This window comes from Caulobacter sp. BP25, from assembly GCF_002737755.1.
GTDB lineage: Bacteria > Pseudomonadota > Alphaproteobacteria > Caulobacterales > Caulobacteraceae > Caulobacter.
The window spans coordinates 468,320-493,893 of the sequence record NZ_PEGH01000018.1 but is presented as its reverse complement, the minus strand read 5'-3'; the positions used below and the strand labels follow the sequence as shown (position 1 = coordinate 493,893).

Below are 25,574 nucleotides of genomic sequence, written 5' to 3'. Positions count from 1 at the left end.
CGCTTCGCGCTCATCGGCCAAGCTCCTGCAGGCCAGCCTTGATCAGCGCCTGAACGGTCGCTTCCTCGCCCAGGCGATCGGCGGCGGCCTCGACGACGCGGCGGGCGTTCACCTCGGCCACGCCCAGGCCCATCAGGGCGGCCACGGCGTCGCCGGTCGGGGCGGGCTTGGCGGGCGCGGACGGCGCGGCGCCGGAGGACGGCGTGCTCATCAGCACCGGTCCGTCGGTGATCGGCTTGTCCTTCAGCTCGGTGACGATGCGCAGGGCCAGCTTGGGACCCACCCCGTTGGCGCGGCCGACCGCGGCCTTGTCCTCGCGGGCGACGGCGCTGGCCAACTCGGCGGGCGACAGCACGTCCAGCACCGCCATGGCGGCCTTGGGCCCCACGCCCTGGATCGCCTGCAGCAGCACGAAGGCCTTGCGGTCCTCGCGCGTGGCGAAGCCATAGAGCCGCAAGCCCGCGCTCTCGCTCCACTGGCTCTCGATATGCAGCAGGGTCTCATCGCCCAGGGCCGGCAGGCGCTGGAGGGTGCGATGGCCGCAGCGGACCACATAGCCGACGCCCATCACGTCGATCAGAGCCTCTTCCTCGCCGACCTCGGCGACGGCGCCGCGCAGGCGACCAATCATGCCACTCTCCGATTGGCGACGCGCAGGTTGGCGTGGGTGATGGCGACGGCGAGAGCGTCGGCGCAGTCGGCCGTGGTCTTGCCGGCGGTCGGCAGAAGACGCGCGATCATGAAGCCGATCTGGGCCTTGTCAGCCGCGCCGGTGCCGACCACCGCCTTCTTGACCAGGCGCGTGGAATATTCCGCGACCGGCAGCCCCGCGCGAGCGGGCGCGATCAGGGCGGCTGCGCGGGCGTGGCCCAGCTTCAGCGTCGACTGGGCGTTGGTGTTCAGGAACACCTCCTCGACCGCCGCCTCGTCGGGACGGTGTTGCTCGATCACCGCGCAGATACCTTCAAACAGGTGCAGCAGGCGCTGGGCGAAGTCGGCCTTCTCGTCGGGGACGATCACGCCGTGGGCCACGTGGCTCATGCGCGCGCCGTCGATGGTCAGCACGCCCCAGCCGGTGCGGCGCAGGCCCGGATCGAGGCCAAGAATTCGGATAGGCGTGCGATTCGCGTTCATCATGTGTTCTCGCACTTTCCTCGCTTCCGCCCCCGAGGAAAAGCCCCCTCTTGCCTAACGAGTCGTAAACGCCGACGCCCCCTGGGCGGGCGGGCGTATGAGCTTCAGCGCCGGGGGGCTTGCCTCCGATCCAGGATCAACTTCACCTCTCCCGATCGAGGGAGGTGACCATGACCTTGCGAATCGGTGGCTGCCGCTGCGGCGAAATTCGCTACGAACTTTCGGCCGCGCCGATGTTCCACGTCGCCTGCCACTGCCGCGACTGCCAGTACGTGGCGGGCGGCTCGCCGAACCTGACCATGGTGTTTCCCGCGAACGCCCTGACGGTCACGCAAGGCGAGCCGCGCGTCTTCAAGGCGCGCGAGACCAGCGGCGGCAGCTATTTCTGCGGGACCTGCGGCGTCCAGGTCTTCTCACGACCCGACAAGAACCGAGGCATGGTGGCGGTTAAGGTCGGCGGTCTGGACGACGCCTCGGACTTCAAGGTCCAGGCCGACATGTGGATGGCCAGCGCGCCGTCCTGGCACCGGCCGCACGACGGCGCGATGCAGTTCGAGCAAAACCCGCCGGCCTAAGCCGCCTCCACCGCGCCCATTCCAAACAGTCCCCCGACGACCAGGCGCTTGACGGCGTCGACATCAAGACCCGTGCAGACCTCGGCGTTGGGCGTCCCGTCGATACACTCCACGCGGCCCAGGCGTGGTCCTTCGACGGCCACCCGCAACCGCGCGGGCTCGAAGGTGAAGAGCTCGGGCGCGATCAGGCTGGCGGCCGCAACGGCGTCGTGCGGGCGGCAGCCCTCACCGCCCCAGACGCTTTGGTGGAAGGCGATATAGCCCCCCGCCGCCTTGGTCAGCCGCGCCGACAGCGGCGAGCCGCAGCAGTCGGCGCCGCGCGAGAGGTCGGCGGCGGTCACCGTGACCAGACGGCTGACGTCCAGCGGCACGAGGCGCGGCATGACCCCCGAGTCCAGCGTCCGCTGAAGAGCCTCCGGATCGCTCCAGCTGTTGAAGTCGGCGCCGCCCGCCGCCTTGCCCTCGACCGCGAAGGCGCCGGCCGTGATCGTGGGGCGCCAGTCGCGGAAGGCGGCCGGATCCTCCAGCAGACCCTTGGCGAGGTTGGTCAGCGGCCCCAGGAACAGGCCAACGATTTTGCGGCGCGCGGCGAAGGCCAGGAAGTTGGCCGAATGGCCGCGATCCAGCTCCGGCAGCTTCCAGCGCTGGGAGAAGCCCGCCCCGTTCAGGCCGTCGACGCCGTGGGCGGGGCGCATCCGCTCGACCCGGCGCTTGGCCAGGCCCGAACCGGCGCCGATATAGACCTCGGCCCCGCAGCCGGCCAGGCGCAGCACGCCCCGCGCATTGGCGGCCGCCTGGTCTACATAGGTGTTGCCAAACACCGCCGACACCGAGACCACCTCGACCGCCTGCCGGGCGCGCGCCAGCAGGGCCAACGCCAGCGCGTCGTCAACGCCGCAATCGGTGTCGATGTGAACCCGCAAGACCATGGGAGGCACTCTAGCTGCGGGACACGACGGGGAGAAGGCGCGTGAAAATCAGCCCAGCTTGGCCAGGTCTTCGTCGCTGATGTCTTCGTTCGAGTAGACGGCCTGGACGTCGTCGTCCTCGTCCAGCATGTCGAGCAGCTTCATCAGGGTGGCGACGCTGTCGCCCGTGACCGGCACCTGCATCTTCGGGCGCCAGGCGATCTTGGTGTTGGCGGCCGCGCCGAACTTGGCTTCCAGGGCCGCGGCCACCTCGTTCAGGCTTTCGAAGGCGGTGTAGACCGTGTGGCCCTCGCCCTCTTCGTCCATGTCGGAGGTGACGTCGTCGGCGCCGGCCTCGATGGCGGCTTCCATCATGTCGTCTTCCGACGCGGCCTTGGCCGGATAGCTGATCTGGCCGACGCGGTCGAAGTTGAAGGTCACCGAGCCGGTGGCCCCCATGTTGCCGCCCATCTTGGTGAAGTAGGAGCGGACATTGGCGGCGGCGCGGTTCTTGTTGTCGGTCAGCACCTCGACGATGATCCCAACGCCGCCGGCGGCCACGCCTTCGTAGCGGATTTCCGAGTAGTCGGCCGCGTCGCCCATCTGCGACTTCTTGATCGCGCGGTCGATGACGTCCTTGGGCAGGCTCTCGGCCTTGGCGTTGTTCACGGCCAGGCGCAGGCGCGGGTTCATGGCCGGGTCGGGCAGGCCCGTCTTGGCCGCCACGGTGATTTCACGCGACAGCTTGGAGAACAGCTTGGACCGCGCGGCGTCGGCGCGGCCCTTGCGGTGCATGATGTTCTTGAATTTCGAGTGGCCGGCCATTGAAGAGGCTCTGTCTCTGGTCTGAAAAAGAAGCGTGGGCGCGCTTCTAGCCCCCGGAGGCGGGTTTTGTCACCCCCGGCGGGCTGGCCGTGCGCGCCGCGCCGTGGATCAGGCGACCTCCAGCGCCACCTCGACGTTGCCGCGCGTGGCCTTCGAATAGGGGCAGACCGCGTGGGCGGCGGCGAGCAGCTTTTCGGCGGTGTCGCGATCCAACTCCGGGGCCGTCAGCTTCAGACGCACGCCGACGTGGAAGCTGGTCTCGTCCTTGATCAGATCAACCTCGGCGTCCAGGCTGTGCTCGCCCAGCTTGACGCCCTGGTTGCGGGCCACAAGGCCCAGCGCGCCCAGGAAGCAGGCGCTGTAGCCGGCCGCGAACAGCTGCTCGGGATTGGTCCCGTTCCCGTCGCCCCCCATCGACTTCGGATAGGCGAGCTTGACGTCCAGATGGCCGTCGTCGGACTTGGCCGTACCGTTGCGGCCGCCGACAGCGTGAGCGTGGGCGGTGTAGATGGCGTCGGTCATGGGGGAGCTCCTCTAGAGGGGGAGCCGTATCTGAGACCGCTATCGTGACAGCCGCAAGCTGAGCCTGGGCGCTAAAGCTGCGGGATGTGCGGGCTCAGCCGCCCGCCCACCCGGATCGGCTCCACGCGCACGGCCAGGCCCGTGCGGTCGTCGGTCTCGACGAAGACGCCGCAGACCGTGGCCGGGCCGCTGGCCGGCTGGTAGCGGCCGCCGCTGATCTTGGTGGTGAAGCGCCGCAGGGGCTCTTCCTTCTGGTTGCCGATCACGCTGTCGTAGTCGGCGCAGGCGCCCGCGTCGGTCTGGTAAGCGGTGCCGCCGGGCAGCACCTGGCAGTCGGCGGTCGGCACGTGGGTGTGGGTGCCCACCACCAGCGAGGCGCGGCCGTCGCAATAGTGCCCCATCGCCATCTTTTCCGAGGTCGCCTCGCAGTGCATGTCGACCACCACCGCGTCGGCCACTTGGGCCAGCGGGGCCTTGTCCAGCTCGCGGTCGATCGCGGCGAACGGGTCGTCCATGGCGTCCATGTGCACCCGGCCGAGCAGATTCACGACATAGATCGTCTTGCCCGAGTCCGTCTGGAACAGATGGCTGCCGCGTCCCGGCGCGTCCGACAGGATCGGATAGTTGGCAGGGCGGATCAGGCGCGGCTCGCGCACGATATAGGTCAGGGCCTCGCGCTGGTCCCAGCTGTGGTTGCCCAGGGTCAGGCAGTCGGCGCCGGCCTCGAACAGCTCGCGCGCGGTGTTCTCGGTAATGCCAAAGCCCGCGGCCGCGTTCTCGGCGTTGATGATCACGAACTCCAAGGAGAGCCGGCGGCGAAGGTCGGGCAGATGGTCGGCCAGGCCATCCCGGCCCGACTTGCCGACGACATCGCCGAAAAAGGCGAAACGCATCGAGAGTCCCAAGAAACAATATGGATCGAGCCGTCAGCGGCTCAGGCTTTGACGGCGATATACTCTTTTTCTGTGAGAATAGCGTCCAACCTTTGGTCGTGCGCCTCGTGCGGCAAATTCTCCGCCTGCTGACCGCTATAGGCGACGCCCAGCACGAAGGTCGGCTTTGTCGCCCGCAGAGCCGCCAGCGCCCGATCATAGTAGCCGCCGCCCTGCCCCAGCCGCACGCCGTCGCGCTGGAAGGCCAGCAGCGGCGTGATCACCAGATCGGGCTCCAGCACCCGATGTCGGGCGCTGGGCGCGCGCAGGCCGATCTTGTCGTGGACGAGGGGCTCGCCCGGCGTCCAGGCGCGGAACACCATCCGATGGGCGTCGGCGTCCACGACGGCCGGCAGGGCCAGGGTCCAGCCCGCCTCGTGCAGGTGGTCGGCCAGGATCAGCGGCGACAGCTCCGAGCCCAGCCCGTGATACAGCGCCGCGACCTTGCCGGCGGGCTCTGGGAACTGGGCGGCGAGAGGCTCGCGGGCGACCTCGGCGATCATCCAGTCGGCCTGGGGATGCTCACGCGCCAGTTGCTTGCGCTGGTTGCGCAGGAAGACGCGCAGGGCCGTCTTGGCCGCGACGGGGTCGGCGATGGTCATGCCGCTTAATACTGTCATCCCGGCCAAGTGCGAAGCACGCCGAGCCGGGAACGCGGCGAGCGCCGGCGCTTCTGATGGTCCCGGCTGGGCGCATCCGTTTGACGCTTGGCCGGGATAACAGCTTCTAAGGAAAAGGTGGCGGCGCCGCGAAGAACCGTGAAGACGTTTCAATCCACTCGAACCTGTTAGTTACAGGTGGGCCCCGTGTTCCCGCAGCCACGGCCACGGGAGGGAACAGGTCCCGATAGAGAGATTAAGGTCCCTGGGAATAGAAATCTTCGACGAGAGCCACAGCAAGACCCGCCGATGACATAGATAGGCGCTCGGAGCCTGGAAAGCCAGCGGGACCGTGACGCGAGCCGTTGGCCTTCGCAGTTGCGTTTGGAACGGTTGAGTTGTGTGCTGCACATCTAAGCGACGTCCTTTGTTGAGTCGCCAAGCGTTCGAACCGCGCCCCAAAGCCCTGCGAGACACGCGTGTCCGACCTGGAAAAACTGCAGTCTGTCCTGAAGACAGCCCTGGACGCGATCGTGGTGATGGACGCGGACGGCGCCGTCATCGACTGGAGCCCCCGGGCCGAAGCCCTGTTCGGGTGGGCCCGCGAGGAGGTGCTGCAGCGTCCTTTGGGCGAGCTGATCCTCGACCGTCCGACCGCTAACGCCGACCAGGACACTCCAAGCCTCTTCTCCGCCGACGGGCGTCCGGTCATGCTGGATGCGCGGCGCGAGCTGATCGCGAACCGCCGGAATGGCGGCAAGGTGGCGATCGAGCTCTCCATGAGCCGCTGGGAGGAGCCCGACGGCAGGACGCTAGTGCTAGGCCTGATCCGTGACATCTCCCGCCGCGAGGATGCCCGGAGTGGCCTGATCGCCAGCGAGGCGCGCTTCCGCGCGGCGGTCGAGGCGGTTCAGGGCGTGCTGTGGACCAACAACGCCAGCGGCCGCATGGCGGGCGAGCAACCGGCCTGGGCCGCGCTGACCGGTCAGTCCCGCGAGGAGTACGAGGGCCTGGGCTGGGCCAAGGCCGTGCATCCCGACGATGTCGATCTGTCGGTGCGGGGATGGATGGCGGCGGTCGCAGAAAAGCGGACCTTCGAATGCGAGCAGCGCGTGCGGCGCCATGACGGGGCCTGGCGCGACTGCCGGGTCCGGGCTGTTCCACTGATCGGGGACAACGGCGAAATCCGCGAGTGGGTAGGCGTCCACATCGACATCACAGAGCAGAAGGCCGCCGCCGAAAAGCTGCGCGAAAGCGAGGCTCTGTTCCGCACCCTGGCCGACGCCGCGCCGGCGCCGATCTGGATGACCGAGCCCTCGGGCGAAGTAGAGTTCGTCAACGCCGCCTTCGCCGAGCTGGCCAATGCCGACCGGGCCAACTTGATGGGCCATGCCTGGGTCGGCCTGATCCATCCCGACGACGTCGCCGAGATCCTGGTCCGGCGGGAAGCCGCGCGGAAGGGGCCCGATCCCTACAGCTTCGAGGCCCGGTTCCGCCGTCATCCCGAAGGCTGGCGCTGGATGCTGGTCAACGCCAAGCCGCGCATCGACGCCAGCGGGACGTTCCTGGGCTATGTGGGCATGGCCATGGACCTGACCGACATCAAGACGGCTCAGGTCCAGCAGCAGCTCTTGATCAACGAGCTGAACCATCGGGTGAAGAACACCCTGTCCTCCATCCAGTCGATCGCCCGTCAAACCCTGCGGGGGGACGAGGTTTCGTCTCGCGCGCGCGAACAGTTCGTGGACCGGTTGATGGCGATGTCGGCAGCGCACAACGTCCTGACCAACGAACGATGGGCGGGCGCGGTGATCGACGACATCCTGCGCGAGGCCTTGCGCCCCTTCACAGACGACCGCGATCCCGACCGCATCACAATCAAGGGCCCTTCCTTGCGCGTCGAGCCCGGCGCGGCTCTGGCCCTGGCCCTGGCGGCCCACGAGTTGGGCACCAACGCGGCCAAGTACGGCGCCCTGTCGACGCCGGGCGGACGGGTGAGCGTCGAATGGGCGGCGCAGGACGACAAGCACGCCTTGGTTCGATGGCGAGAGCGCGGCGGGCCCGAGGTTCGCACGCCCTTGCATCGCGGCTTCGGGACCCGTCTCCTGGAGCGCGGTCTTGCCGGCGACCTGGGCGGCAAGCCAGAGCTCATCTTCGCGCCCGAGGGCGTCGAGGCGATGTTGCCGGTGCGGGTGGCCTAAGCCTTTAGTCCGCCGCCAGTTTCTCGATCTTCTCGGCGGCGGCGTCGAGGGCGCGGATCGCGGCGATCTCGGCCTTCGTGCCTTCCTGCTGCATGCGGGCGATCTCGCTTTGGGCGTGGGCCAGGCGCAGCTTCATGTCCGACAGCTCGTCGGCCAGCAGCAGGGCGCCCATCAGGAAGAGCCGGGTCTCGCCCAGCTGTCCCACGTCAGAGCTGACCTGGCGGACCTGGCGGTCGAACAGGCGCGCCAGCTCGGTCAGATGCGGCTCCTGCCCGTCCTCGCAGCCGACGATGTAGGGTCGGCCGTTCACCTGGATCGTCACCTGGGCCATGCGTCAGGCCTCCTCGGAGTCTTCGAACAGGTCATCGTCGTCACTGGGCGAGTGCAGGTCGTTGGCGACCCCGTCCTCGCCCAGGGCGGCGCGGATCTCGGCGATGGCGCGCCCCAGCGCGACCGAGGCCTGCTCGCCGGCTTCCTCCAGCGCCTTCTCGCGCTCGCGGGCGGCTTCCAGATCGGCGACCAGCTGGGCCTTCTCGTCTTCCTCGAACAGTCCAGGCGCGACGCCGCTGGCGCCTCCAGCAGCGGCGGCGGCGGCCAGGGCGCGCTTGGTCTCGGCGGTCTTGGCCGCCAGGCGTTGCTCAAGCTGGCTCATCGCGCGCTCCAGACGGCGCACGGCAAGGTCGAGGGCCGTACCGTCGGCCGGGATCATCGGCGGATTTCCATCATGCGGCGCAACATACAGAACGATGCCCTCTAAGCCAGTCGCGCGGGGCGACAATTGGGCGACGCAGAGCCCATAGCAGCATTCGCCGCCTTTTGTCCGCGCTCCGTGCGGGCGAAAGCTTGTTTCGTTGGGGACGGGCCAAGCTCTTGGCGCCGCCCGATTTTGGCGCCCAACCCTCCAAATCGCGGCCTCCCGGACTTGACTTCGCGCCCCCAGGCCGCAAAACGCGCAGCGAAAATAGGGAACGCCGATCGATCCCGTTCGGCGGCCAAATCGGAGAATGACCCATGGCTGTTCGCGTCGCCATCAACGGCTTCGGCCGCATCGGACGTCTGGTCCTGCGCTCCATCGCCGAGCATGGCCGTCGCGACATCGAGGTCGTCGCCATCAACGACCTGGGTCCGGTCGAGACCAACGCCCACCTGCTGCGCTACGACAGCGTCCATGGCCGCTTCCCGGGCGTCGTCACCTCGGGCGAGGACTGGATCGACGTCGGCCAGGGCAAGATCAAGGTCACGGCCATCCGTAACCCCGAAGAGCTGCCGCACAAGGACCTGGGCGTCGACATCGCCTTTGAGTGCACCGGCATCTTCACCGCCAAGGACAAGGCCAGCGCCCACCTGAAGGCCGGCGCCAAGCGCGTCCTGGTCTCGGCTCCCGCCGACGGCGCCGACAAGACCATCGTCTACAAGGTCAACCACGAGACCCTGACCGCCGACGACATCGTCGTCTCGAACGGCTCGTGCACCACCAACGCCCTGGCCCCGGTCGCCAAGGTCCTGCACGACCTGTTCGGCATCGAGCGTGGCTACATGACCACGATCCACAGCTACACCGGCGACCAGCCGACGCTGGACACCATGCACAAGGACCTCTACCGCGCCCGCGCCGCGGCCCTCAGCATGATCCCGACCTCGACCGGCGCCGCCAAGGCCCTGGGCCTCGTCTTGCCGGAACTGAAGGGCAAGCTGGACGGTTCGTCGATCCGCGTCCCGACCCCGAACGTCTCGGTCATCGACCTGAAGGTCGTCGCCGCGCGCGAGACCTCGATCGACGAGATCAATAAGGCCCTGCAAGCCGCCGCCGACGGCCCGATGAAGGGCGTGCTGGCCACGACGACCGAGCCGCTGGTCTCGACTGACCTGAACCACATCGCCGCCAGCTCGACCGCCGCTCTGCCCCAGACGCAAGTCATCGAAGGCAAGCTGGCCCGCGTGCTGTCGTGGTACGACAACGAGTGGGGCTTCGCGACCCGCATGAGCGACACCGCTCTTGTGATGGCGAAGTTCCTCTAAGGAACCGAAATACCCAGCCCCCGCTCCGCAAGGAGCGGGGGTTTTCCTTGCTCGATATTCAGGACGACCGATGACCTTCCGCACCCTCGACACCGCCGATCTCGCCGGCAAGCGCGCCTTGGTCCGCGTGGACTTCAACGTGCCCGTCGAGGGCGGCAAGATCAGCGACGACACCCGCCTGCGCTCGGCGCTGCCGACCATCGCCTACCTGTCCAAGCAAGGCGCCAAGGTGGTGCTGCTGGCCCACTTCGACCGCCCCAAGGGCAAGGTCGTGCCGGAGATGAGCCTGGCCTTCGTCGCCGAGCCGCTGAGCAAGCTGCTGGGCGCGCCGGTGGCCTTCGCCAGCGACTGCGTCGGCCCGGCCGGCGCGCAGGTCGTGAACGGCCTCGCCAATGGCGGCGTGGCCCTCTTGGAAAACGTCCGCTTCCACGCCGGCGAAGAGAAGAACGATCCCGAGTTCGCCAAGGCTCTGGCCGCCAATGGCGACGTCTATGTCAACGACGCCTTCAGCGCCGCCCACCGCGCCCACGCCTCCACCGAAGGCCTGGCCCACCTGCTGCCGGCCTATCCTGGCCTGTCGATGCAGCGCGAGCTGGAGGCCCTGGACGCGGCGCTGGGCAAGCCCAAGAAGCCGGTGATCGGCATCGTCGGCGGCTCCAAGGTCTCGACCAAGCTTGATCTGCTCAACAATCTGGTCGCCAAGCTCGACCGCCTGGCGATCGGCGGCGGCATGGCCAACACCTTCCTGTTCGCCCAAGGCCACGATGTCGGCGCCTCGCTATGCGAGAAGGACTTGGCCGAGACCGCCCGCGAGATCATCGAAAAGGCCAAGGCCGCCGGCTGCGAGCTGCTGCTGCCGGTCGACGTGGTGGTGGCCAAGAAGGTCGCGCCTGGCGTTGAAACCGCTGTCCGTCCGCTGGACGGCGTCCAGGCCGACGACCTGATCCTGGACGCCGGTCCAGAAAGCGCCAAGCGCCTGCTGGCCGCGATCGACGACAGCCAGACGCTGATCTGGAATGGCCCGCTGGGTGTTTTCGAGGTGCCTCCGTTCGACAAGGCGACCGTTTCGGCGGCGAAACACGTCGCGGCGCTCGCCAAGTCGGGTAAACTCGTTGCAGTTGCGGGCGGCGGCGATACCGTCTCCGCATTGAACCACGCTGGTGTCGCGGCCGACATGACGTTCGTCTCGACCGCCGGCGGCGCGTTCCTGGAGTGGATGGAGGGCAAGACCCTTCCGGGCGTCGCCGCGCTCGAGGCCTAAAAGAGTAACTTCGCTGGCGCGGATCGTGCAGATCCGCGTCCAGCCTGTGCCAGACTGACGAGAAAGCGCGTTAGGCGAAAGTGTGTGCGGTTTTTCACCGCCCCGACGCGCTTTAGACTGAAGAGAAAGGGCAGAGAACGCACAAGCGTCACGGCCCCAACAACAAGAAACGACCCAACCCACTTCACGCTTGCAGGAGAGATTTACGTGGCTCGCATCACGCTGCGACAGTTGCTGGACCATGCCGCCGAGCATGAGTACGCGCTACCGGCCTTCAACATCAACAACATGGAACAGGGCCTGGCGATCATGGAGGCGGCCGACGCCGTCAACTCGCCGGTCATCATCCAGGCCTCGCGCGGGGCGCGGAACTACGCCAGTGACATCGTGCTGGCCCGCCTGATCGACGGTCTCGTCGAGCTCTATCCGAACATTCCGGTGTGCATGCACCAGGACCACGGCAACGGTCCGGCGACCTGCGCCACGGCGATCCAGTACGGCTTCACCTCGGTGATGATGGACGGCTCGCTGATGGAGGACGCCAAGACCCCCGCCAGCTATGAGTACAACGTCGACGTCACCCGCCGCGTCGTCCAGATGGCCCATTCGTGCGGCGTCTCGGTCGAGGGCGAACTGGGCGTGCTGGGCTCGCTGGAGACCGGCATGGGCGAGGCCGAGGACGGCCACGGCTTCGAGGGCAAGCTTTCCCACGACGAGCTGCTGACCGATCCGGACCAGGCGGTCGAGTTCGTCCACGCCACCGGCGTCGATGCCCTCGCCATCGCCATGGGCACCAGCCACGGCGCCTACAAGTTCACGCGCAAGCCGGACGGCGACGTCCTGGCCATGAACGTGATCGAGGAGATCCACCAGCGCCTGCCCAACACGCACCTGGTCATGCACGGCTCAAGCTCGGTGCCGCAGGAGCTGCAGGACATCATCAACGAATTCGGCGGCGAGATGCCCCAGACCTGGGGCGTGCCGGTCGAAGAGATCCAGCGCGGCATCAAGCACGGCGTGCGCAAGATCAACGTCGACACCGACAACCGCCTGGCCATCACCGGCGCGATCCGCAAGGTGCTGATGGAAAAGCCCTCGGAGTTCGATCCGCGCGCCTATCTGAAGCCCGCCAAGGAAGCCATGCGCAAGGTCTGCGAAGCCCGCTTCACCGAGTTCGGCTCGGCCGGCTGGGCTGACAAGATCAAGCCGCTATCGACCGCCGCCATGGCCAAGCGCTACGCCTCGGGCGAACTGCACGCCAAGTTCGGCGACCGCCAGACCAAGGCCGCCGCCGAGTAGGGTGAGGCTGATTGTCGAGACGAAGGGCCTTCCAGAGCGATCCGGGAGGCCTTTTTCGTTGGGGGTAGGCGGGCGCGAACTTTGCGGACGCCAATGCCTCCACCTCAAGCCAGCGAATAACGATATTACTGAATACTCGCCGCAGATATTTTAGAATATCTCAAATCAAAGAACACATACATCAATGAAATAATTCAAAAAACGAACAATATTTGCGGCAACGCCATCTGCACAAATAATGTCACCGCAACAAGAAAGCAAGAAATCCAATTAACACCTCTTTTCATAGCGAAAAATATCGGTATCGACGGGGCAATAATACCGAATATAAAAACAGATTTTCTCAAAATTAAGGAATGACCTCTATATTCTATGAAATATAATTCCGCAAAAACGAGGTAAACGATAAACGTTACAATAAACATCGCCCCTAAAAGTATAAAGAATAGAGTTTTTTCGAGGTATTTCAAAACACCGACCTGCCGCAGGTTAATTGAAAATACGGAAACTAAAGATCCATCCAGAACAGAATGATCACAGGGTGCTACTTGGACATCACATACTCGGTGGCGCGATCTAGAGCCGCCAATAGCGCGATGCGCTACCACCGCAGAACCCACCGCCCGACCAGCGCCCCAAGCGCCGCCGGCAGCAGCACACCCAGGCTGTACCAAAGCGCCACGAAGGTGAAGGTGCTCTCCGGGCAGTGCAGGCCATAGACGGTCGCCGCCACGCCTCCAGCGAACAGGCCCGTGGCGAAGCCGGCGGCGACGGGCTGGGTCGGCGCCATGCCGCGCACGGCGACGAGGCCCAGCGCCAGCATCGGCAGGCCCAGGATCAGGATGTTGACGCTGCACGAGTGCCATGAATGGCCGCGCAGCATGTGCAGAGCCGCCTGGATGTCGGGGCTGCCCATCGCCTGGACGACGCCGGCGACCGCGAACAACGCCAGGGCCGCGCCGCCCACCCACCAGCCGCGCCGCCCGCCGGCCGCCGGCCGCGACAGCCGCTCGATCGCCAGATAGCCGGCCAGGCCCAGGGCGGCGGTGTAGAGCGCCTTCATCCAGAACATGCCGCCCTGAATGGCCTGGCCCAGGTCATGGCGCGGATGCAGCCAGGCCAACACCAGCACGAGCGCGGTCAAGGCTCCGGCGGCCGCGACCGCCGCCAGGCGACGGGGCGGCGGACGGACGGGCGCGCCGTCGGCGGCCAGGGCGTTGATCAAGTCATCCGTCCGCACGGCGCATCCTTTCGGCCAGGGCCTTCAGGGCTCGGTGCAGAGCGACCTTGGCCGCGCCCTCGGAGATGCCGGCCCGCGCCCCGGCCTCGGCCAGGGACAGGCCCGTCAGCTTGACGTCGGAGACCAGGATGCGCTGGCGCTCGGGCAGGCTGGCCAGCGCCCTATCCAGCTCGATCCCGACCGAGGGTTCGGGCTCGTCGGCGGCCAGGAATTCGATGTGGTCCTCGATCGGCAGGGTCTGGCGGATTTTCCGCCGCCGCCAGTGGTCGATCAGCTTGTAGCGCGCCACCGCGTGCGCCCAGGCGGTGAACGACTGGGACGAGTCCCAGGTCGACCGCTTTAGATGCACCGCCAGCAGCGTCTCCTGCACAAGATCCTCCACATCACCGGGCGCGCCGGCCATCCGACGCGCGAAATAGGCGCGAAGCCGGGTCCCAAGCAGGGCCAAGCCGGCGCGATAGGCCGGGGCGTCGCCCTCCAGCCCGCGCAGCATCAGCGCCTTCAAACGGGTCTCGGTCTCCGTCACGCTCACCCCTATTCGCGCGCGAAGTCCCGATGGTTACACACCCGGCCGCGCGGCCGGAACCTGCTCTGGAAGATCGGTCGAAAATTTGTTCACCGACCGGTGTAACCTCGAATGGTTCCGCTTCGTATTTCCCCACGACCGAGCGGTGATAGGGCCGCCTCGGCGCGAAACGCTTAGGAGAATTTCCATGAACCGCACCGCTTCCGCCGCCCTCGCCGCCATCATCGCGCTCAGCGCCGGCGTCTCGATGGCCGCCGCCGATGACCACAAGGCCAAGGGCGACAGCGAAAAGTGCTACGGCGTGTCCAAGGCCGGCCAGAACGACTGCAAGGCGGGCGCGGGCACCTCGTGCGCTGGCACCTCGAAGGTCGACTACCAGGGCGACGCCTGGAAGATGGTGCCCAAGGGCACGTGCGCCACGATCAAGACCCCCAAGGGCATGGGCTCGCTGACGCCGAAGGCTTAAGGCGCTCAACCATCCGACCTCCCCGGCGAATGCCGGGGCCCAGATCCCAAGACGCTGGGGCTGATTGGAGCCGCTTCGAGCTTAGGGAACCCACTTCAGCGTCTTCCATCTGGGTCCCGGCATTCGCCGGGAAAATCGGTTTTGTGAGAGAAACACCATGCCCCCCACCGCCGGCCTTGGCCTGAAACCCGAGCACTATGCCGACGCCCTCGCGGCGACGGCGCAGGGCCTTTGGTTCGAGGTCCATCCCGAGAACTACATGTCGGCCGGCGGTCCCAGGCTGTCGGCGCTGGAAGCGATCCGCCAGCGTCGTCCGCTCTCGCTGCACGGCGTGGGCCTGTCGCTGGCCGCCGACGCCGCTCCGGCCCCCGCGCACCTGGCCACGCTGAAGCGCCTGGTCGACCGGTTCGAGCCGTTCGTCGTCTCCGAGCACCTGGCCTGGTCGACCCATCGTGGGACGCACCAGCCCGACCTGCTGCCCTTTCCCCGCACCAAGGCCGCGCTGTCCCGCATCGCCGACAACATCGACCAGATGCAGACGGTGCTAGGTCGTCGCGTGCTGATCGAGAACCCGTCGCTGTACCTGCCCCTGACCGGCCACGACCTGGACGAGGTCGACTTCCTCAAGGCCCTGGTCGCGCGCACCGGCTGCGGCCTGCTGGTCGACGTCAACAACGTGTTCGTCAGCGCCAGCAACCTTAGCTACAGCGCCGAGGCGTATCTGGACGCCCTGCCCGCCGAGGCGATCGGCGAGATCCACCTGGCGGGCCACGGCCCCGACGCCGGGGGCTCTGGCCTGCTGATCGACACCCACGGCGCGCCGGTGGCCGAGCCCGTCTGGACCCTCTATCGCCGCCTGATCCGCCGCGTCGGCCCGCGCCCAACGCTCATTGAGCGGGATGACGAGATTCCTGCTTTCGCCACGCTGATGGCCGAGCGCGACCGCGCCGCCGCCGAGCTTTCCGCCCTGGAGATGGCGGATGCCTGAGCTGCTCGCCTTCCAGGACGCCTTCGTCGCCGCGATCGGCGGCCAGCGCGCGGCCCTGTCGCCATGGCTGGACGATACGGACCACCCCGGCCTTACCGTCTATCGCAACACCATCGCCAAGGGCTGCGTCGACGCCTTGGCCGCGAATTTCCCCACGGTCCAGTCGATGGTCGGCGAGGACTGGTTCCGCGCCGCAGCCGCCCTGTTCGCCCGCGAGGCGCCGCCGACCAGCGCCGCCCTGCTAGACTATGGCGCGGCGTTTCCCGCCTGGCTGGAGCGCTTCCCGCCCGCCGCCGAGCTGCCGTACCTCGCCGGCATCGCCCACCTGGACCGCCTGTGGACCGAGGCGCTGTTCGAGGCCGAAGCGCCGGTGCTTGACGCCGAAACGCTGTCGCGTCTGGCGCCCGAGGGCCTGGCCGACACGCAGCTTGCCCTCCATCCCAGCGTCCGCTTCGCCGCTTTCGAAGCAGGCCTGCCAAGCCTGTGGCGCGCGGCCCGCGATGGCGCAGAGGACCTCGACCTTTCCGAGACGCCTGAGACCCTGCTGCTGGTCCGACGCGGCCAGGCGACGGCCTGCCGCGTGGTCGGCCTCGCCGAAACCGCGTTCCTGCGCGCCTGCCGAGACGGCCTCACCGCCGGCGAGGCCGCCCAGGCCGCCGCGAGCGCCGATCCCGAAGCCCCGCTTGCTTCCCTGTTCGCCGCCTTAATCGCCGACGCCGTCTTCGCCAGCCCTCTCTAAAGGACAAATCCCATGACCGCTTTTTCGACGGCGCTTCGCGCGCCGATGACCCTGCTCGCCCGTATCGCTGAAAAGCTGCTGCCCGAAGACCTGCTGCTGCTGGTCGCGCGCCTGGGTGTCGCGAGCGTCTTCTTCCTGTCGGGCCGGACCAAGGTCGACGGCCTGCTGCACATCACCGACGGGACCTACGCCCTGTTCGAAAGCGAGTACCACGTGCCGCTACTGCCGCCCGAGGTGGCCGCCTACGCCGCGACCTATGCCGAGCACCTGTTCTCGATCCTGCTGGTGCTGGGCCTGTTCACCCGCGTTTCGGCCCTGGCGTTCCTCTCGATGACAGCGGTGATCCAGATCTTCGTCTATCCCGACGCCTGGCCCACCCACCTCTCGTGGGCGGGTCTGCTGCTGCTTCTGATCGCCCGAGGCGGCGGGCGGTTCGGTCTGGACAAGGCCTTCCGGATTCCCTGATCGCCGACGCGTCGAAAGGCCACAACCACACGTTATGCGACAATTCGCCTCGGAAATTCGCCAATAAGCTTTACACCCGTTAAGAGTGTTTTGAGCGCCACCGATCAACGCTTGCGTCACATTGTTCCAGATGGGGGACGACGTGAACGACCAACAGCACAGCTTCAGGTTCCAGGACGCGGGCGTACTGATCGTTGACGAGAACGCGGGCTTCATGGACCTCACCACCCAGATCCTGATGGGCTTCGGGTTCCGCAAGTTCGAGCGCCGCGCGAGCCTGAGCGACGCCGAGGCGCCTCGCACCCGGTTCGACCCAGATCTGATCATCGTCGACCCCTTTCCCGACATCGAGGCGGGCCTGCGGATCATCGACGAACTGCGCCGACGGCAGGCGGCCAGCGCGCTGCCCTCGGTGGTCATCGTGTTGACCGGTCACACGCCGCGCCCCCTGATCGACAAGGCTCGCAGGGCCGGCGCCGACTACATCGTCGCCAAGCCGTTCTCGGCCAACGTGCTGCTGAATCGCATTCTGTGGAGCGCCTCGACGGTCTTCTCCAGCGCCCCGTCCTCCGCCGTCGTGGGCGATGAGCGGACGTACCGCGCGTCGATCGACGGCGCGACGGCGGCGCTGCTCCAGTGACCGGTAGCCGCCTCACCCGCTTCATCGACCTGCCCGACGGCATGGACATGCAGACGGCTCTGGCCAACGCCCGGGCCAACGCCGAAGCCTATCGCGAAAGCGCGCTCTCGCAGATCGACACCGATATCGCGGCCCTGCTCGCCGCTGGCGAGATGGTCGCGCCCGAGACCGCCTCGCGCCTGGCAGAGAGTATTGGCTCGATGGCGGGCATGTTCGGCCTGTCCGCGCTGGAGCAGTCCGCGCGGCGCCTATGCGACATGATCCGTGCGCTCACCGAGCGCTCGACCTGGGATCGCACATCCGTCTGGGTGAACATCCAGGCGCTGAAGATCATCCGCCAGCACGGCGACAGCGAGAACCTCGGCGAGATCCTCGCCGGCCTTCAGCGGCTGGCCAAGCGCGCGGAAGGCCCGTCCACCGCGTAGCTAATGGATCGTCGGCGCGCGCGGCACGGGCTTGCGCCAGAGCTGCGAGCTGATGGCGTTCGCCAGGCCGATCCAGCCAAGGTCCGGCGCCGTGCCGCCGCCGACCTTGCGCGCCTCGATCGCATAGGCCGCCGAGGCCGCGATCGAGGCCGTCGCCGCGCTGAGCTGGCCGCCCAGGCGCTTGGCCCCCAGGCCCAGCCACAGCGCGTTGAAGCCCTGCACCAGGCTCCAGATGGTCAGGGCTCGGGTGCGGGCCGGGCTGGACGGCGCGTTCCAGGTGCGCAGGCCCGACAGGGTCATGGCAATGAACAGCGGCGGCAACAGCAGGCTGGTCAACGGCTTGGGCTGATGGGCCACAGGCTCGTGCATCTCGGCGAACTCGACGGCGTACATCTCATCGTCCAGCACCTTCTCGTGCCGCCGCCCCATGATCAGGGCCGCCACGATCACGCCGCTGGCCAAAGCCGCGCCGACCGCGATCTGACCGACCGGGTGGAAGTCCTTCCGCTGCTCCAGCTCGAAAGCCTCGCGGCCGGGCAGAGCGCGCTCGCGCGACTTTCCGTGGGCGATGTGCATGGCGGAACTCCCTGTTAAACTCGCAAAGTCAAACAGCCCGGCTCAAGCCTTGGTTCCAGGGTGGCCGCGCTCGTTTCATCATGGCGCGATCCTGGCCCGGCGCTACCCGAAAATGCCCCTGAACACCCCAGGCGGCATGGTGCGCGGGACCTTGATCTGCCCCTGCGTCGATTTGCCGCAACCTCGCCAGACCATCGCAAAAACCTTGCGCGCAAAGGCGTTACGAACGCGCAAAGCACCCCAATATGGGTAGGCTACCTGCGTGGTTAAGACGCAGTTCACGCTTGATGTGGCGTTTCTAGCCCCAGTCTGGGGGAGTGGGCGTCATGCGTCTGAAGTTGTCCGGGGCAATGACCCTGTTCGGCGCGGCCTTGGCCGTGGGTCTCGTTTTGCTGACGGCTGGCTCGTGGAACGCGATCGCCAACCAACGCGTGGGCGGGCCACTATATGGACAGATCGTCGCCGGCAAGGATCTGACGGCCGACATCCTGCCGCCGCCCATGTACGTGATCGAGGCCTATCTCGACGCCCAGACAGCCTACTACACCCGCACGCCCGACGCCGCCCGCTGGGCCGCCGGCGAGATCAAGCGCCTGCGCGGCGAGTACGACGCCCGCACGGCCTATTGGCGGACGACGGATGTCGATCCCGAGGTCAAGCAGATCCTGCTGGAGGACTCGGACGGCCACGCCAAGCAGATGCTCGCCGCCGCTGACCGCCTGGTCGCCGCCGTCGAGGCCGGGGACCAACCGACCGCCGACGCGGCCTATGCCGAGCTGAAGACCGCCTATGCCGCCCATCGCGCCATGGTCGACAAGGCCACGCCGATGATCGCCGCCAACAACGCCGCCATCGAGGCCTTGGCCCATCGCAAGCAAGTCTGGGACCTTGGCCTGATGGCCGGCCTGACCTTGTTGCTGGCAGGCCTGATCCTGGGCGGCGTCTGGGCCATGCGCCGCTCGGTCGTGCGTCCCATCGAGGCCATCACAGCCTACATGGCCAAGCTGGCCAAGGGGGACTACGAGAACGAAGTACCCTTCGCCAAGCGGACCGACGAGCTGGGCGAAATGGCCAAGGCCATCGCTATCTTCCGCGAGAACCTGCTGGAGCGGCGGGCGCTGCGCGACCGCGAGGACCAGGCCCGCCTGGACGCCGAGCACAACCGCGCCTCGGCCGAAGCCGAGCGCCGCGCGGCCGAGGAAGCCCGCCGCGAGGCCATGGACGGCCTGGCGCAAGGTCTCGCGCGACTGGCCGGCGGTCAGATCGGTGTGCGCCTGAACAAGACCTTCCACGCCGACTACGAGCGCCTGCGTCACGACTTCAACGCCACGGCCGAGACGCTGAACGCCACCCTCGGCGACATCGGGACCTCGTCGCGCGGCGTCCATGTCGGCGCCGCCGAGATCGCCCAGGCCGCCGACGACCTGTCGCGCCGGACCGAGCAGCAGGCGGCCAGTCTGGAAGAAACCGCCGCTGCCCTGAACGAAATCACCGGCGCCGTGCGTCAGGCCGCCGACAGCGCCGGCCGCGCCAACGGCATGGTCGACGCGGCTCGCGAAGAAGCCCGCGCCACCGAGGTTTCGGTGCGTGACGCGGTCATCGCCGTGCGCGAGATCGAGACCGCTTCATCTCAGATCGGCCAGATCATCGGGGTGATCGACGAGATCGCCTTCCAGACCAACCTTCTGGCGCTGAACGCCGGCGTCGAAGCCGCCCGCGCGGGCGACAGCGGCAAGGGTTTCGCGGTCGTCGCCCAGGAAGTGCGAGCGCTGGCTCAGCGCTCGGCCGACGCCGCCAAGGAGATCAAGATCCTGATCGGCGCGGCGAGCGACAAGGTCGAGGTCGGTGTCACCCTGGTCGACCGCACCGGCTCGGCCCTGGGCAGCATCATCCAGCGCGTTACGGACATATCGGCCCTGGTTTCGGAGATCGCCACGGCCGCGAAGGAGCAGGCCACGAGCCTGAGCCAGCTCAACAGCGCCGTGAACCAGATGGACCAGATGACCCAGCAGAACGCGGCCATGGTCGAGCAGACCACCGCCGCGGCGCACTCGCTGAAGGGCGAGGCCTCGCGCCTGGGCGAACTGGTCGAGAAGTTCGACGAGCAGACCGCGATAGCGGCCTGACGCCTTCGCCCCGACCTCGGCCTAGGATAAGACGGCGGGCATGACGCTCGCCATCCGCCCCGCCTTCGAGAGCGAGATCGACGCGATCCAGGACCTCGAGCGCGCGTCCTCGCGACGCTTCCTCGGCGTGATGGACGCCCTGGCCGGTGACGCCCCCACGTCTGCGAGTGTACTCGCCGATCGCATCGCAACGGACGGCCTGCTGACGGCGACTCTCGACGAAGAGCTAGCGGCCTTCGTGATGTTCCGCCCGCTGGAGGACAGCCTCTATATCGAGCAGATCGATGTGGCCCCGGCGTTCGAGGGGCGGCGGATCGGCGCCGCCCTGATCGACGCCGTCGCCGAGCGCGCGGCGATAACGGGGCGAGCGCGCCTGACGCTGTCGACATTCCGCGAGGTTCCGTGGAACGCCCCGTACTATCGGCGTCTGGGATTTGTGGATATCGCCGACGAGACGCTTTCGCCCGCCTTGCAGGCGGTGCGTCGCGAGCATGTGGCGCGCGGCCTCGATGAGCGCGCGCGCCTGTTCATGCAGCGGTCGGTCTAGAAGGCGCTACGCCGGCAGTTCGCCCATGGCAGACTGCAGGTAGTTGGCCTCGCCCAGCGACTTGACCAGCGACAGCTGGGTCTCGAGGAAGTCGATGTGCTCCTCGGTGTCGCTGAGGATTTCACGCAGCAGCTCGCGGCTGACATAGTCGCGGACCTGCTCGCACTGGATGATGCCGGGGATCAGCGTCTCGCGGCCGCCAAGTTCGACCTGAAGGTCGGAGTTCAGGCATTCAGGGACCGTCTCGCCGATCTTCAGCTTGTGCAGGTCCTGGAGGTTGGGAAGACCTTCCAGGAACAGGATGCGGTTGATCAGCATGTCGGCGTGCTTCATTTCGCCGATCGACTCGTCATAGGTGATCTTGCCCAGGCGCTTGAAGCCCCAGTTGTCGTACATCCGCGCGTGCAGGAAATACTGGTTGACCGCCGTCAGCTCGTTGGTGAGCACCGCGTTGAGCAAACGAATAATACCAGGATCGCCCTGCATGGCGGCCTCCTTCAGAGTCACTGTTGGCCGGAACCTGATGCAAGCCGAAGCTGCCTTCAACTTGAATATTTGCGAGTGTTTCGCGCTCTCACAGAAATCTGTGAGAGTGCTTCGCGATCTCTGATTTAATCGTGTTTTTCGCCGTTATTCGGCGGCGTAGGCCAGGGCTTCGCGGTTTTCCTGGATCATTTGTCGCATCTCGCAGACGCACTTGGCGCACTGCGCCTGGCAACCGTGATGACGGAAGACATCGGCCGGGCGCTGGGCGCCGGCGTCGATGGCGGCGCGCACCTGGCGCTCGCGAATGCCGTTACAGTTGCAGACGTACAAGGAAGAACGCCCTACCGAATGAGTGTCATTCTCATCTAGCTTAATGCCGAGGGTTTTGCAACTGACTCTCATTGCGATGGATGGAGCACGCTCAAATCCTCCCCCTAGCGGGGGAGGTGGTCGCGCAGCGACCGGAGGGGAAGTCGATGAATACGCCCCTCTCCTTCGCCCCTTCGGGTCGACACCTCTCCCACAGGGAGAGGATTTAGCCTAAAGCCAGCGCATGACGCTCGATTGCCGCCTCTATCTGATCACCCCGCCCGCCCTGCCCGACCTGGCGACGTTCGGCCGGACGCTGGCCCAAGCCCTGGAAGGCGGCGACGTCGCCGCGCTGCAGATCCGGCTGAAGGACGCGCCCGACGACTTGGTCGCCGCCGCCGTTGACGTGCTGGCCCCGATCGCCCAGGCCCGAGACGTGGCCGTGATCCTGAACGACCGCCCCGACCTCGCCGCCCGCCTGGCCGTCGACGGCGTGCACATCGGCCAGTCGGACATGCCCTACAAGGAAGCCCGCAAGCTGATGGGCCAGCGGATGGTCGGCGTCACTTGCCACGACAGCCGCCACCTGGCCATGGAGGCCTCCGAGGCCGGCGCCGACTATGTCGCCTTCGGGGCCTTCTTCCCGACCACGACCAAGGACGCCCCGACCACCGCCGATCCCGAAATCCTGACCATCTGGCAGGAAACGATGGAGACGCCCTGCGTGGCGATCGGCGGGATCACCGCCGCCAACGCCGCGAGCCTGTCGACGGCCGGCGCGGACTTCCTGGCCGTCTCGGCCGGCGTCTGGGCCTATCCGCAAGGTCCCGCCGCCGCCGTGGCCGCCCTCAACGCCGCGATCGCCGAAGGCCTGGCTGCTCGCCTGGAAGCGCGCCAGAAAGCCCCCCCAGCAATCCCCTAAGTAAAACGAGGTCGCCAGGCCGACTTGTGACGCGCCGCACACAGGCCTAGCGTCATCCCCAGCGAACAAAAACCTGGGGAGGACGCTCGATATGAAGCGGCTCGTAGTGTGTTTGCTTAGCGTAACGGCCCTGGCTATCTCGACCGCTGCGGCCGCCGAGACCTGGAAACTGGCGCCGGGGGAAACCAAGACCTATTACGACGCGGACTTCTCCCGCGTGGATCAGACGACCGGCCTGATCGTCACCCGCATCGCCGAGGGCAAGCCAAACGGCCCCTACCGCAACTGGCCTGCCAGCAAGGGCCCGATCCTGCTGTTCGCGCTGGACTGCCCGGCCGACAAGTGGATGGACCTGGGCATGGACTTCGACGGGACCAAGGGCCTGCCCAAGGGCTGGCGCAAGGAAACCAAGATCGAGGACATCTCCGGCGCGGTCGGCAAGTCCGGGAAGCTGCTATGCGAGACCAAGGACAGCTTGCCGAAGGTCGAGCTGCCTTAGCCCCCTCCCATCCGACCTCCCCGGCGAATGCCGGGGCCCAGCTGGAAAGGCGCGAGGGCGGGCTCCAGAGGCGCGGAGCGCTTCCAGTCATCCTAAGCGCCATAGGATCTGGGCCCCGGCATTCGCCGGGGAAATCGGTGTTTAGGGGACGGGCTTCGTCGTTAATTCCGCCCGATCAGGCACGCCTTGCCTTCGCGTCTGTGGACGACTAGGTTCCGCGCCCGTTCTTTCACACCGTCGACCTACCGCTCCGCCGCCGGACTTTCCGGCCGGCGTCGACGGCTTTCATTGAGGATAGTCCGCCCGTGGCCACGCCTTCCGCCCTTCTGAACGTCATGATCGACGCGGCCCGGAAAGCCGCCCGTGGCCTGGCCCGCGACTTTGGCGAAGTCACCGAACTGCAGGTCTCAAAGAAGGGCGCGGCCGACTTCGTCACCAACGCCGACCTCAAGGCCGAGCAGACCCTTTTCGAGATCCTGACCAAGGCCCGCCCCGGCTATGGCTTCCTGGGTGAGGAACGCGGCATGGTCGAGGGCACCGACAAGACCCACACCTGGATCGTCGACCCGCTGGACGGCACCACCAACTTCATGCACGCCATCCCGCACTTCGCGGTCAACATCGCCCTGCAACGCGAGGGCGAAGGCATCGTCGCCGGCGTGACCTACAATCCCATCAGCAACGACCTCTTCTGGGTCGAGAAGGGCAAGGGCGCGTTCCTGGGCGCCGAGAAGCGCCTGCGCGTCGCGGCTCGCCGTCACCTGGACGAGTCGGTGCTCGCGACCGGCGTGCCGTTCGCCGGCAAGCCGGGCCATGGCCAGTTCCTGAAGGAGCTGCACCAGGTCAGCCAGAAGGTCGCCGGCGTGCGTCGCTTCGGCTCGGCCGCCCTGGATCTGGCCTGGGTCGCCGCCGGCCGCTTCGACGCCTACTGGGAGCGCAACCTCAATCCGTGGGACGTCGCAGCGGGCATCCTGATGATCCAGGAGTCGGGCGGCAAGATCACCACGATCGACGAGAGCGACCTGGACCTGGTGTCCGGCAAGTCGCTGCTGGCCTCGAACCAGGACCTGCACCCGCAGATCCTGGAGAAACTGCGGGCGGCTTAGAAGAAGCATGTCATCCCGGGCGAAGCGCAGCGCAGACCCGGGAGCGCGGCAGGTTCGGAGCTTCCGGCGGTCCCGGCTCGGCGCGCTTCGCGCTTGGCCGGGATGACTGTTTTCAAAGCCTAGCCAAAACGTCACATCCGCGCGCTAAATCGCGGCCCATGACCCTGCTGACCCGTCGCGCCCTGACCACCGCCGCCCTCGCCGGCACGTTCCTGCCCGGCCTGGCCCGCGCCCAGAACCGCAAGCCGATCGTCATCGGCCACCGCGGCTGCAGCGGCGAGCGGCCCGAGCATACAGCCCTGGCCTATGAGCGCGCGATCGAGCAGGGCGCGGACTTCATCGAACCGGACCTCGTCCCGACCAAGGACGGCCACCTGGTCGCCCGCCACGAGAACGAGATCGGCGGCACGACCGATGTCGCCAGCCGTCCTGAGTTCGCCGCCCGCAAGACCACCAAGACCATCGACGGCGAGCAGATCACCGGCTGGTTCACCGAGGACTTCACCCTCGCCGAGATCAAGACCCTGCGCGCCCGCGAACGCCTGCCCCAGCTTCGCCCCGCCAACACCGCCTATGACGGCCAGGCCCAACTGCTGACGTTCGAGGAAGTGGTCGCCATCGCCCGCGCCGGCTCCCAGCGCACGGGCCGGACGATCGGGGTCTATCCCGAGCTGAAGCACCCGACCTATTTCGCTTCCATCGGCCTGCCGACCGAGGACCGCCTGGTCGCCAAGCTGAAGGCCCTGGACCTGAACTCGGCCACCGCGCCGGTCTTCGTCCAATGCTTTGAGGTCGCCCCCCTGAAGCGCCTGCGCGCCAAGACCCCCGCCCGCCTCGTCTTCCTGGTCGCCAGCGATGGCGGCCCGGCCGACCTGCCGAACGTCAAATACGCCGACCTCGTCACCGCCCAGGGCCTGAAGGACGTCGCGGTCTATGCCGACGGCCTGGGCCCGGAGAAGACCATGATTGTCCCGCAGAGCGCGGACGCTCTGCTGCCGGCCACCGACCTCGTCAAGAACGCCCACGCCGCCGGCCTGGTCGTCCACCCCTGGACCGTGCGGGCCGAGAACTACTTCCTGCCCACGACCCTACGGAAGGGCGATCCCAAGGACCCGGCGTTCCTGGCCCAGCATGGCGACACGATCGCGGTGCTGAAGGCGCTGTACGCCGCCGGCGTCGATGGCGTGTTCAGCGACTTCCCGGCCCTCGCCGTCGCCGCGAGAGCCTAGCGTCCCTCTT

At 67.3% G+C, this 25,574-nt stretch carries 31 protein-coding genes and 1 other RNA gene; 17 read left to right on the top strand and 15 right to left on the bottom strand.

Going from position 1 to position 25,574, the window contains the following annotated elements; translation table 11 throughout:
- Nucleotides 1-10: 10 nt before the first annotated feature.
- Nucleotides 11-631 carry a Holliday junction branch migration protein RuvA gene (gene ruvA / locus CSW59_RS16250; protein ID WP_099445010.1) on the bottom strand — a complete coding sequence of 207 codons (621 nt, stop codon included), beginning with the start codon at nucleotides 629-631 and terminating at the stop codon, nucleotides 11-13.
- Nucleotides 628-1,149 carry a crossover junction endodeoxyribonuclease RuvC gene (gene ruvC / locus CSW59_RS16245; RefSeq protein WP_201722825.1) on the bottom strand — a complete coding sequence of 174 codons (522 nt, stop codon included), beginning with the start codon at nucleotides 1,147-1,149 and terminating at the stop codon, nucleotides 628-630. Before ruvC ends, ruvA begins: the two co-directional genes overlap by 4 nt.
- A 155-nt stretch (nucleotides 1,150-1,304) precedes the next feature.
- Between ruvC and CSW59_RS16240 the strand changes: the two genes are divergently transcribed.
- Complete coding sequence (locus CSW59_RS16240) at nucleotides 1,305-1,709, top strand: GFA family protein (RefSeq protein ID WP_099445008.1); 405 nt, start codon at nucleotides 1,305-1,307, stop codon at nucleotides 1,707-1,709.
- Here the strand turns inward: CSW59_RS16240 and CSW59_RS16235 are convergent.
- The 6 genes from CSW59_RS16235 to ssrS form a co-directional block, all read right to left on the bottom strand.
- Nucleotides 1,706-2,638: a nucleoside hydrolase gene (locus tag CSW59_RS16235; RefSeq protein WP_099445007.1), complete on the bottom strand. Its 933-nt coding sequence runs from the start codon at nucleotides 2,636-2,638 to the stop codon at nucleotides 1,706-1,708. The two genes, CSW59_RS16240 and CSW59_RS16235, sit on opposite strands and share 4 nt — an antisense overlap.
- Before the next feature lie 48 nt (nucleotides 2,639-2,686).
- Complete coding sequence (locus tag CSW59_RS16230) at nucleotides 2,687-3,442, bottom strand: YebC/PmpR family DNA-binding transcriptional regulator (protein WP_099445006.1); 756 nt, start codon at nucleotides 3,440-3,442, stop codon at nucleotides 2,687-2,689.
- 108 nt (nucleotides 3,443-3,550) lie between these two features.
- Nucleotides 3,551-3,964, bottom strand: a complete 414-nt coding sequence (locus tag CSW59_RS16225) for an organic hydroperoxide resistance protein (protein WP_099445005.1) — start codon at nucleotides 3,962-3,964, stop codon at nucleotides 3,551-3,553.
- Between the two features lie 71 nt (nucleotides 3,965-4,035).
- Nucleotides 4,036-4,869, bottom strand: a complete 834-nt coding sequence (locus tag CSW59_RS16220) for a TIGR00282 family metallophosphoesterase (protein ID WP_099445004.1) — start codon at nucleotides 4,867-4,869, stop codon at nucleotides 4,036-4,038.
- 29 nt (nucleotides 4,870-4,898) lie between these two features.
- Entirely contained in the window at nucleotides 4,899-5,516 is a 618-nt protein-coding gene (locus CSW59_RS16215; protein ID WP_099445003.1) for a 5-formyltetrahydrofolate cyclo-ligase, read from the bottom strand.
- 119 nt (nucleotides 5,517-5,635) lie between these two features.
- A non-coding RNA gene (gene ssrS / locus CSW59_RS16210) (6S RNA) lies at nucleotides 5,636-5,798 on the bottom strand.
- Between the two features lie 176 nt (nucleotides 5,799-5,974).
- Here ssrS and CSW59_RS16205 point away from each other — a divergent pair.
- Entirely contained in the window at nucleotides 5,975-7,696 is a 1,722-nt protein-coding gene (locus tag CSW59_RS16205) for a PAS domain S-box protein (protein WP_099445002.1), read from the top strand.
- Between the two features lie 4 nt (nucleotides 7,697-7,700).
- Here CSW59_RS16205 and CSW59_RS16200 read toward each other — a convergent pair whose 3' ends face one another.
- Complete coding sequence (locus tag CSW59_RS16200; protein WP_099445001.1) at nucleotides 7,701-8,027, bottom strand: cell division protein ZapA; 327 nt, start codon at nucleotides 8,025-8,027, stop codon at nucleotides 7,701-7,703.
- Nucleotides 8,028-8,030: 3 nt separating this feature from the next.
- A complete protein-coding gene (locus CSW59_RS16195; protein WP_099445000.1) occupies nucleotides 8,031-8,405 on the bottom strand; it encodes a hypothetical protein in 375 nt (124 codons plus the stop codon).
- A 302-nt stretch (nucleotides 8,406-8,707) separates the two neighbouring features.
- Here CSW59_RS16195 and gap point away from each other — a divergent pair, with 302 nt between their 5' ends.
- From gap to fba, 3 genes are all read left to right on the top strand, one after another.
- Nucleotides 8,708-9,715: a type I glyceraldehyde-3-phosphate dehydrogenase gene (gene gap / locus CSW59_RS16190; protein ID WP_099444999.1), complete on the top strand. Its 1,008-nt coding sequence runs from the start codon at nucleotides 8,708-8,710 to the stop codon at nucleotides 9,713-9,715.
- A gap of 70 nt (nucleotides 9,716-9,785) precedes the next feature.
- Nucleotides 9,786-10,976: a phosphoglycerate kinase gene (pgk, locus tag CSW59_RS16185; protein WP_099444998.1), complete on the top strand. Its 1,191-nt coding sequence runs from the start codon at nucleotides 9,786-9,788 to the stop codon at nucleotides 10,974-10,976.
- A 207-nt stretch (nucleotides 10,977-11,183) separates the two neighbouring features.
- On the top strand, nucleotides 11,184-12,275 hold the full coding sequence (gene fba, locus CSW59_RS16180) for a class II fructose-bisphosphate aldolase (RefSeq protein WP_099444997.1): 1,092 nt from the start codon (nucleotides 11,184-11,186) through the stop codon (nucleotides 12,273-12,275).
- A gap of 601 nt (nucleotides 12,276-12,876) precedes the next feature.
- Here fba and nrsF read toward each other — a convergent pair.
- Together nrsF and CSW59_RS16170 are read right to left on the bottom strand one after the other, a co-directional pair.
- The gene (gene nrsF / locus CSW59_RS16175) at nucleotides 12,877-13,515 is read right to left on the bottom strand and encodes an anti-sigma-F factor NrsF (protein WP_099444996.1); all 639 of its coding nucleotides are present in this window, start codon (nucleotides 13,513-13,515) and stop codon (nucleotides 12,877-12,879) included.
- Nucleotides 13,502-14,041, bottom strand: coding sequence for a sigma-70 family RNA polymerase sigma factor (locus CSW59_RS16170; protein WP_099445280.1), 540 nt, complete (start codon nucleotides 14,039-14,041; stop codon nucleotides 13,502-13,504). The genes nrsF and CSW59_RS16170 overlap by 14 nt, the downstream gene beginning before the upstream one ends.
- 187 nt (nucleotides 14,042-14,228) lie before the next feature.
- Between CSW59_RS16170 and CSW59_RS16165 the strand changes: the two genes are divergently transcribed.
- The 6 genes from CSW59_RS16165 (at nucleotide 14,229) to CSW59_RS16140 (ending at nucleotide 17,764) form a co-directional block, all read left to right on the top strand.
- Nucleotides 14,229-14,507 carry a DUF2282 domain-containing protein gene (locus CSW59_RS16165; RefSeq protein WP_099444995.1) on the top strand — a complete coding sequence of 93 codons (279 nt, stop codon included), beginning with the start codon at nucleotides 14,229-14,231 and terminating at the stop codon, nucleotides 14,505-14,507.
- Nucleotides 14,508-14,664: 157 nt separating this feature from the next.
- A complete protein-coding gene (locus CSW59_RS16160; RefSeq protein WP_099444994.1) occupies nucleotides 14,665-15,495 on the top strand; it encodes a DUF692 domain-containing protein in 831 nt (276 codons plus the stop codon).
- Nucleotides 15,488-16,234, top strand: a complete 747-nt coding sequence (locus CSW59_RS16155) for a DNA-binding domain-containing protein (RefSeq protein ID WP_099444993.1) — start codon at nucleotides 15,488-15,490, stop codon at nucleotides 16,232-16,234. Before CSW59_RS16160 ends, CSW59_RS16155 begins: the two co-directional genes overlap by 8 nt.
- A gap of 12 nt (nucleotides 16,235-16,246) precedes the next feature.
- On the top strand, nucleotides 16,247-16,699 hold the full coding sequence (locus tag CSW59_RS16150; protein WP_099444992.1) for a DoxX family protein: 453 nt from the start codon (nucleotides 16,247-16,249) through the stop codon (nucleotides 16,697-16,699).
- Between the two features lie 142 nt (nucleotides 16,700-16,841).
- Nucleotides 16,842-17,339, top strand: a complete 498-nt coding sequence (locus CSW59_RS16145; RefSeq protein WP_099445279.1) for a PleD family two-component system response regulator — start codon at nucleotides 16,842-16,844, stop codon at nucleotides 17,337-17,339.
- The gene (locus CSW59_RS16140) at nucleotides 17,336-17,764 is read left to right on the top strand and encodes an Hpt domain-containing protein (protein WP_099444991.1); all 429 of its coding nucleotides are present in this window, start codon (nucleotides 17,336-17,338) and stop codon (nucleotides 17,762-17,764) included. The genes CSW59_RS16145 and CSW59_RS16140 overlap by 4 nt, the downstream gene beginning before the upstream one ends.
- Here the strand turns inward: CSW59_RS16140 and CSW59_RS16135 are convergent, their stop codons facing one another.
- Nucleotides 17,765-18,340, bottom strand: a complete 576-nt coding sequence (locus CSW59_RS16135; protein WP_099444990.1) for a tryptophan-rich sensory protein — start codon at nucleotides 18,338-18,340, stop codon at nucleotides 17,765-17,767.
- Between the two features lie 326 nt (nucleotides 18,341-18,666).
- Between CSW59_RS16135 and CSW59_RS16130 the strand changes: the two genes are divergently transcribed.
- Together CSW59_RS16130 and CSW59_RS16125 are read left to right on the top strand one after the other, a co-directional pair.
- Nucleotides 18,667-20,466 carry a methyl-accepting chemotaxis protein gene (locus CSW59_RS16130; RefSeq protein ID WP_143755006.1) on the top strand — a complete coding sequence of 600 codons (1,800 nt, stop codon included), beginning with the start codon at nucleotides 18,667-18,669 and terminating at the stop codon, nucleotides 20,464-20,466.
- 40 nt (nucleotides 20,467-20,506) lie between these two features.
- Nucleotides 20,507-21,013: a GNAT family N-acetyltransferase gene (locus tag CSW59_RS16125; protein WP_099444988.1), complete on the top strand. Its 507-nt coding sequence runs from the start codon at nucleotides 20,507-20,509 to the stop codon at nucleotides 21,011-21,013.
- 6 nt (nucleotides 21,014-21,019) lie between these two features.
- Here CSW59_RS16125 and bfr read toward each other — a convergent pair whose 3' ends face one another.
- Both bfr and CSW59_RS16115 read right to left on the bottom strand, forming a co-directional pair.
- Nucleotides 21,020-21,499 (bottom strand): bacterioferritin, encoded by a 480-nt coding sequence (gene bfr, locus CSW59_RS16120; protein ID WP_099444987.1) that lies wholly within the window; start codon nucleotides 21,497-21,499, stop codon nucleotides 21,020-21,022.
- A gap of 144 nt (nucleotides 21,500-21,643) precedes the next feature.
- Complete coding sequence (locus CSW59_RS16115) at nucleotides 21,644-21,829, bottom strand: bacterioferritin-associated ferredoxin (RefSeq protein WP_099444986.1); 186 nt, start codon at nucleotides 21,827-21,829, stop codon at nucleotides 21,644-21,646.
- 223 nt (nucleotides 21,830-22,052) lie between these two features.
- On the opposite strand from CSW59_RS16115, the gene thiE reads away from it, so the two are divergent.
- The 4 genes from thiE (at nucleotide 22,053) to CSW59_RS16095 (ending at nucleotide 25,564) form a co-directional block, all read left to right on the top strand.
- On the top strand, nucleotides 22,053-22,730 hold the full coding sequence (gene thiE, locus CSW59_RS16110; protein WP_099444985.1) for a thiamine phosphate synthase: 678 nt from the start codon (nucleotides 22,053-22,055) through the stop codon (nucleotides 22,728-22,730).
- Between the two features lie 91 nt (nucleotides 22,731-22,821).
- Entirely contained in the window at nucleotides 22,822-23,229 is a 408-nt protein-coding gene (locus CSW59_RS16105) for a hypothetical protein (RefSeq protein WP_099444984.1), read from the top strand.
- A gap of 305 nt (nucleotides 23,230-23,534) precedes the next feature.
- The gene (locus CSW59_RS16100) at nucleotides 23,535-24,335 is read left to right on the top strand and encodes an inositol monophosphatase family protein (RefSeq protein WP_201722824.1); all 801 of its coding nucleotides are present in this window, start codon (nucleotides 23,535-23,537) and stop codon (nucleotides 24,333-24,335) included.
- 158 nt (nucleotides 24,336-24,493) lie between these two features.
- Nucleotides 24,494-25,564: a glycerophosphodiester phosphodiesterase gene (locus CSW59_RS16095; protein ID WP_099444983.1), complete on the top strand. Its 1,071-nt coding sequence runs from the start codon at nucleotides 24,494-24,496 to the stop codon at nucleotides 25,562-25,564.
- The last annotated feature ends 10 nt before the right edge of the window (nucleotides 25,565-25,574 follow it).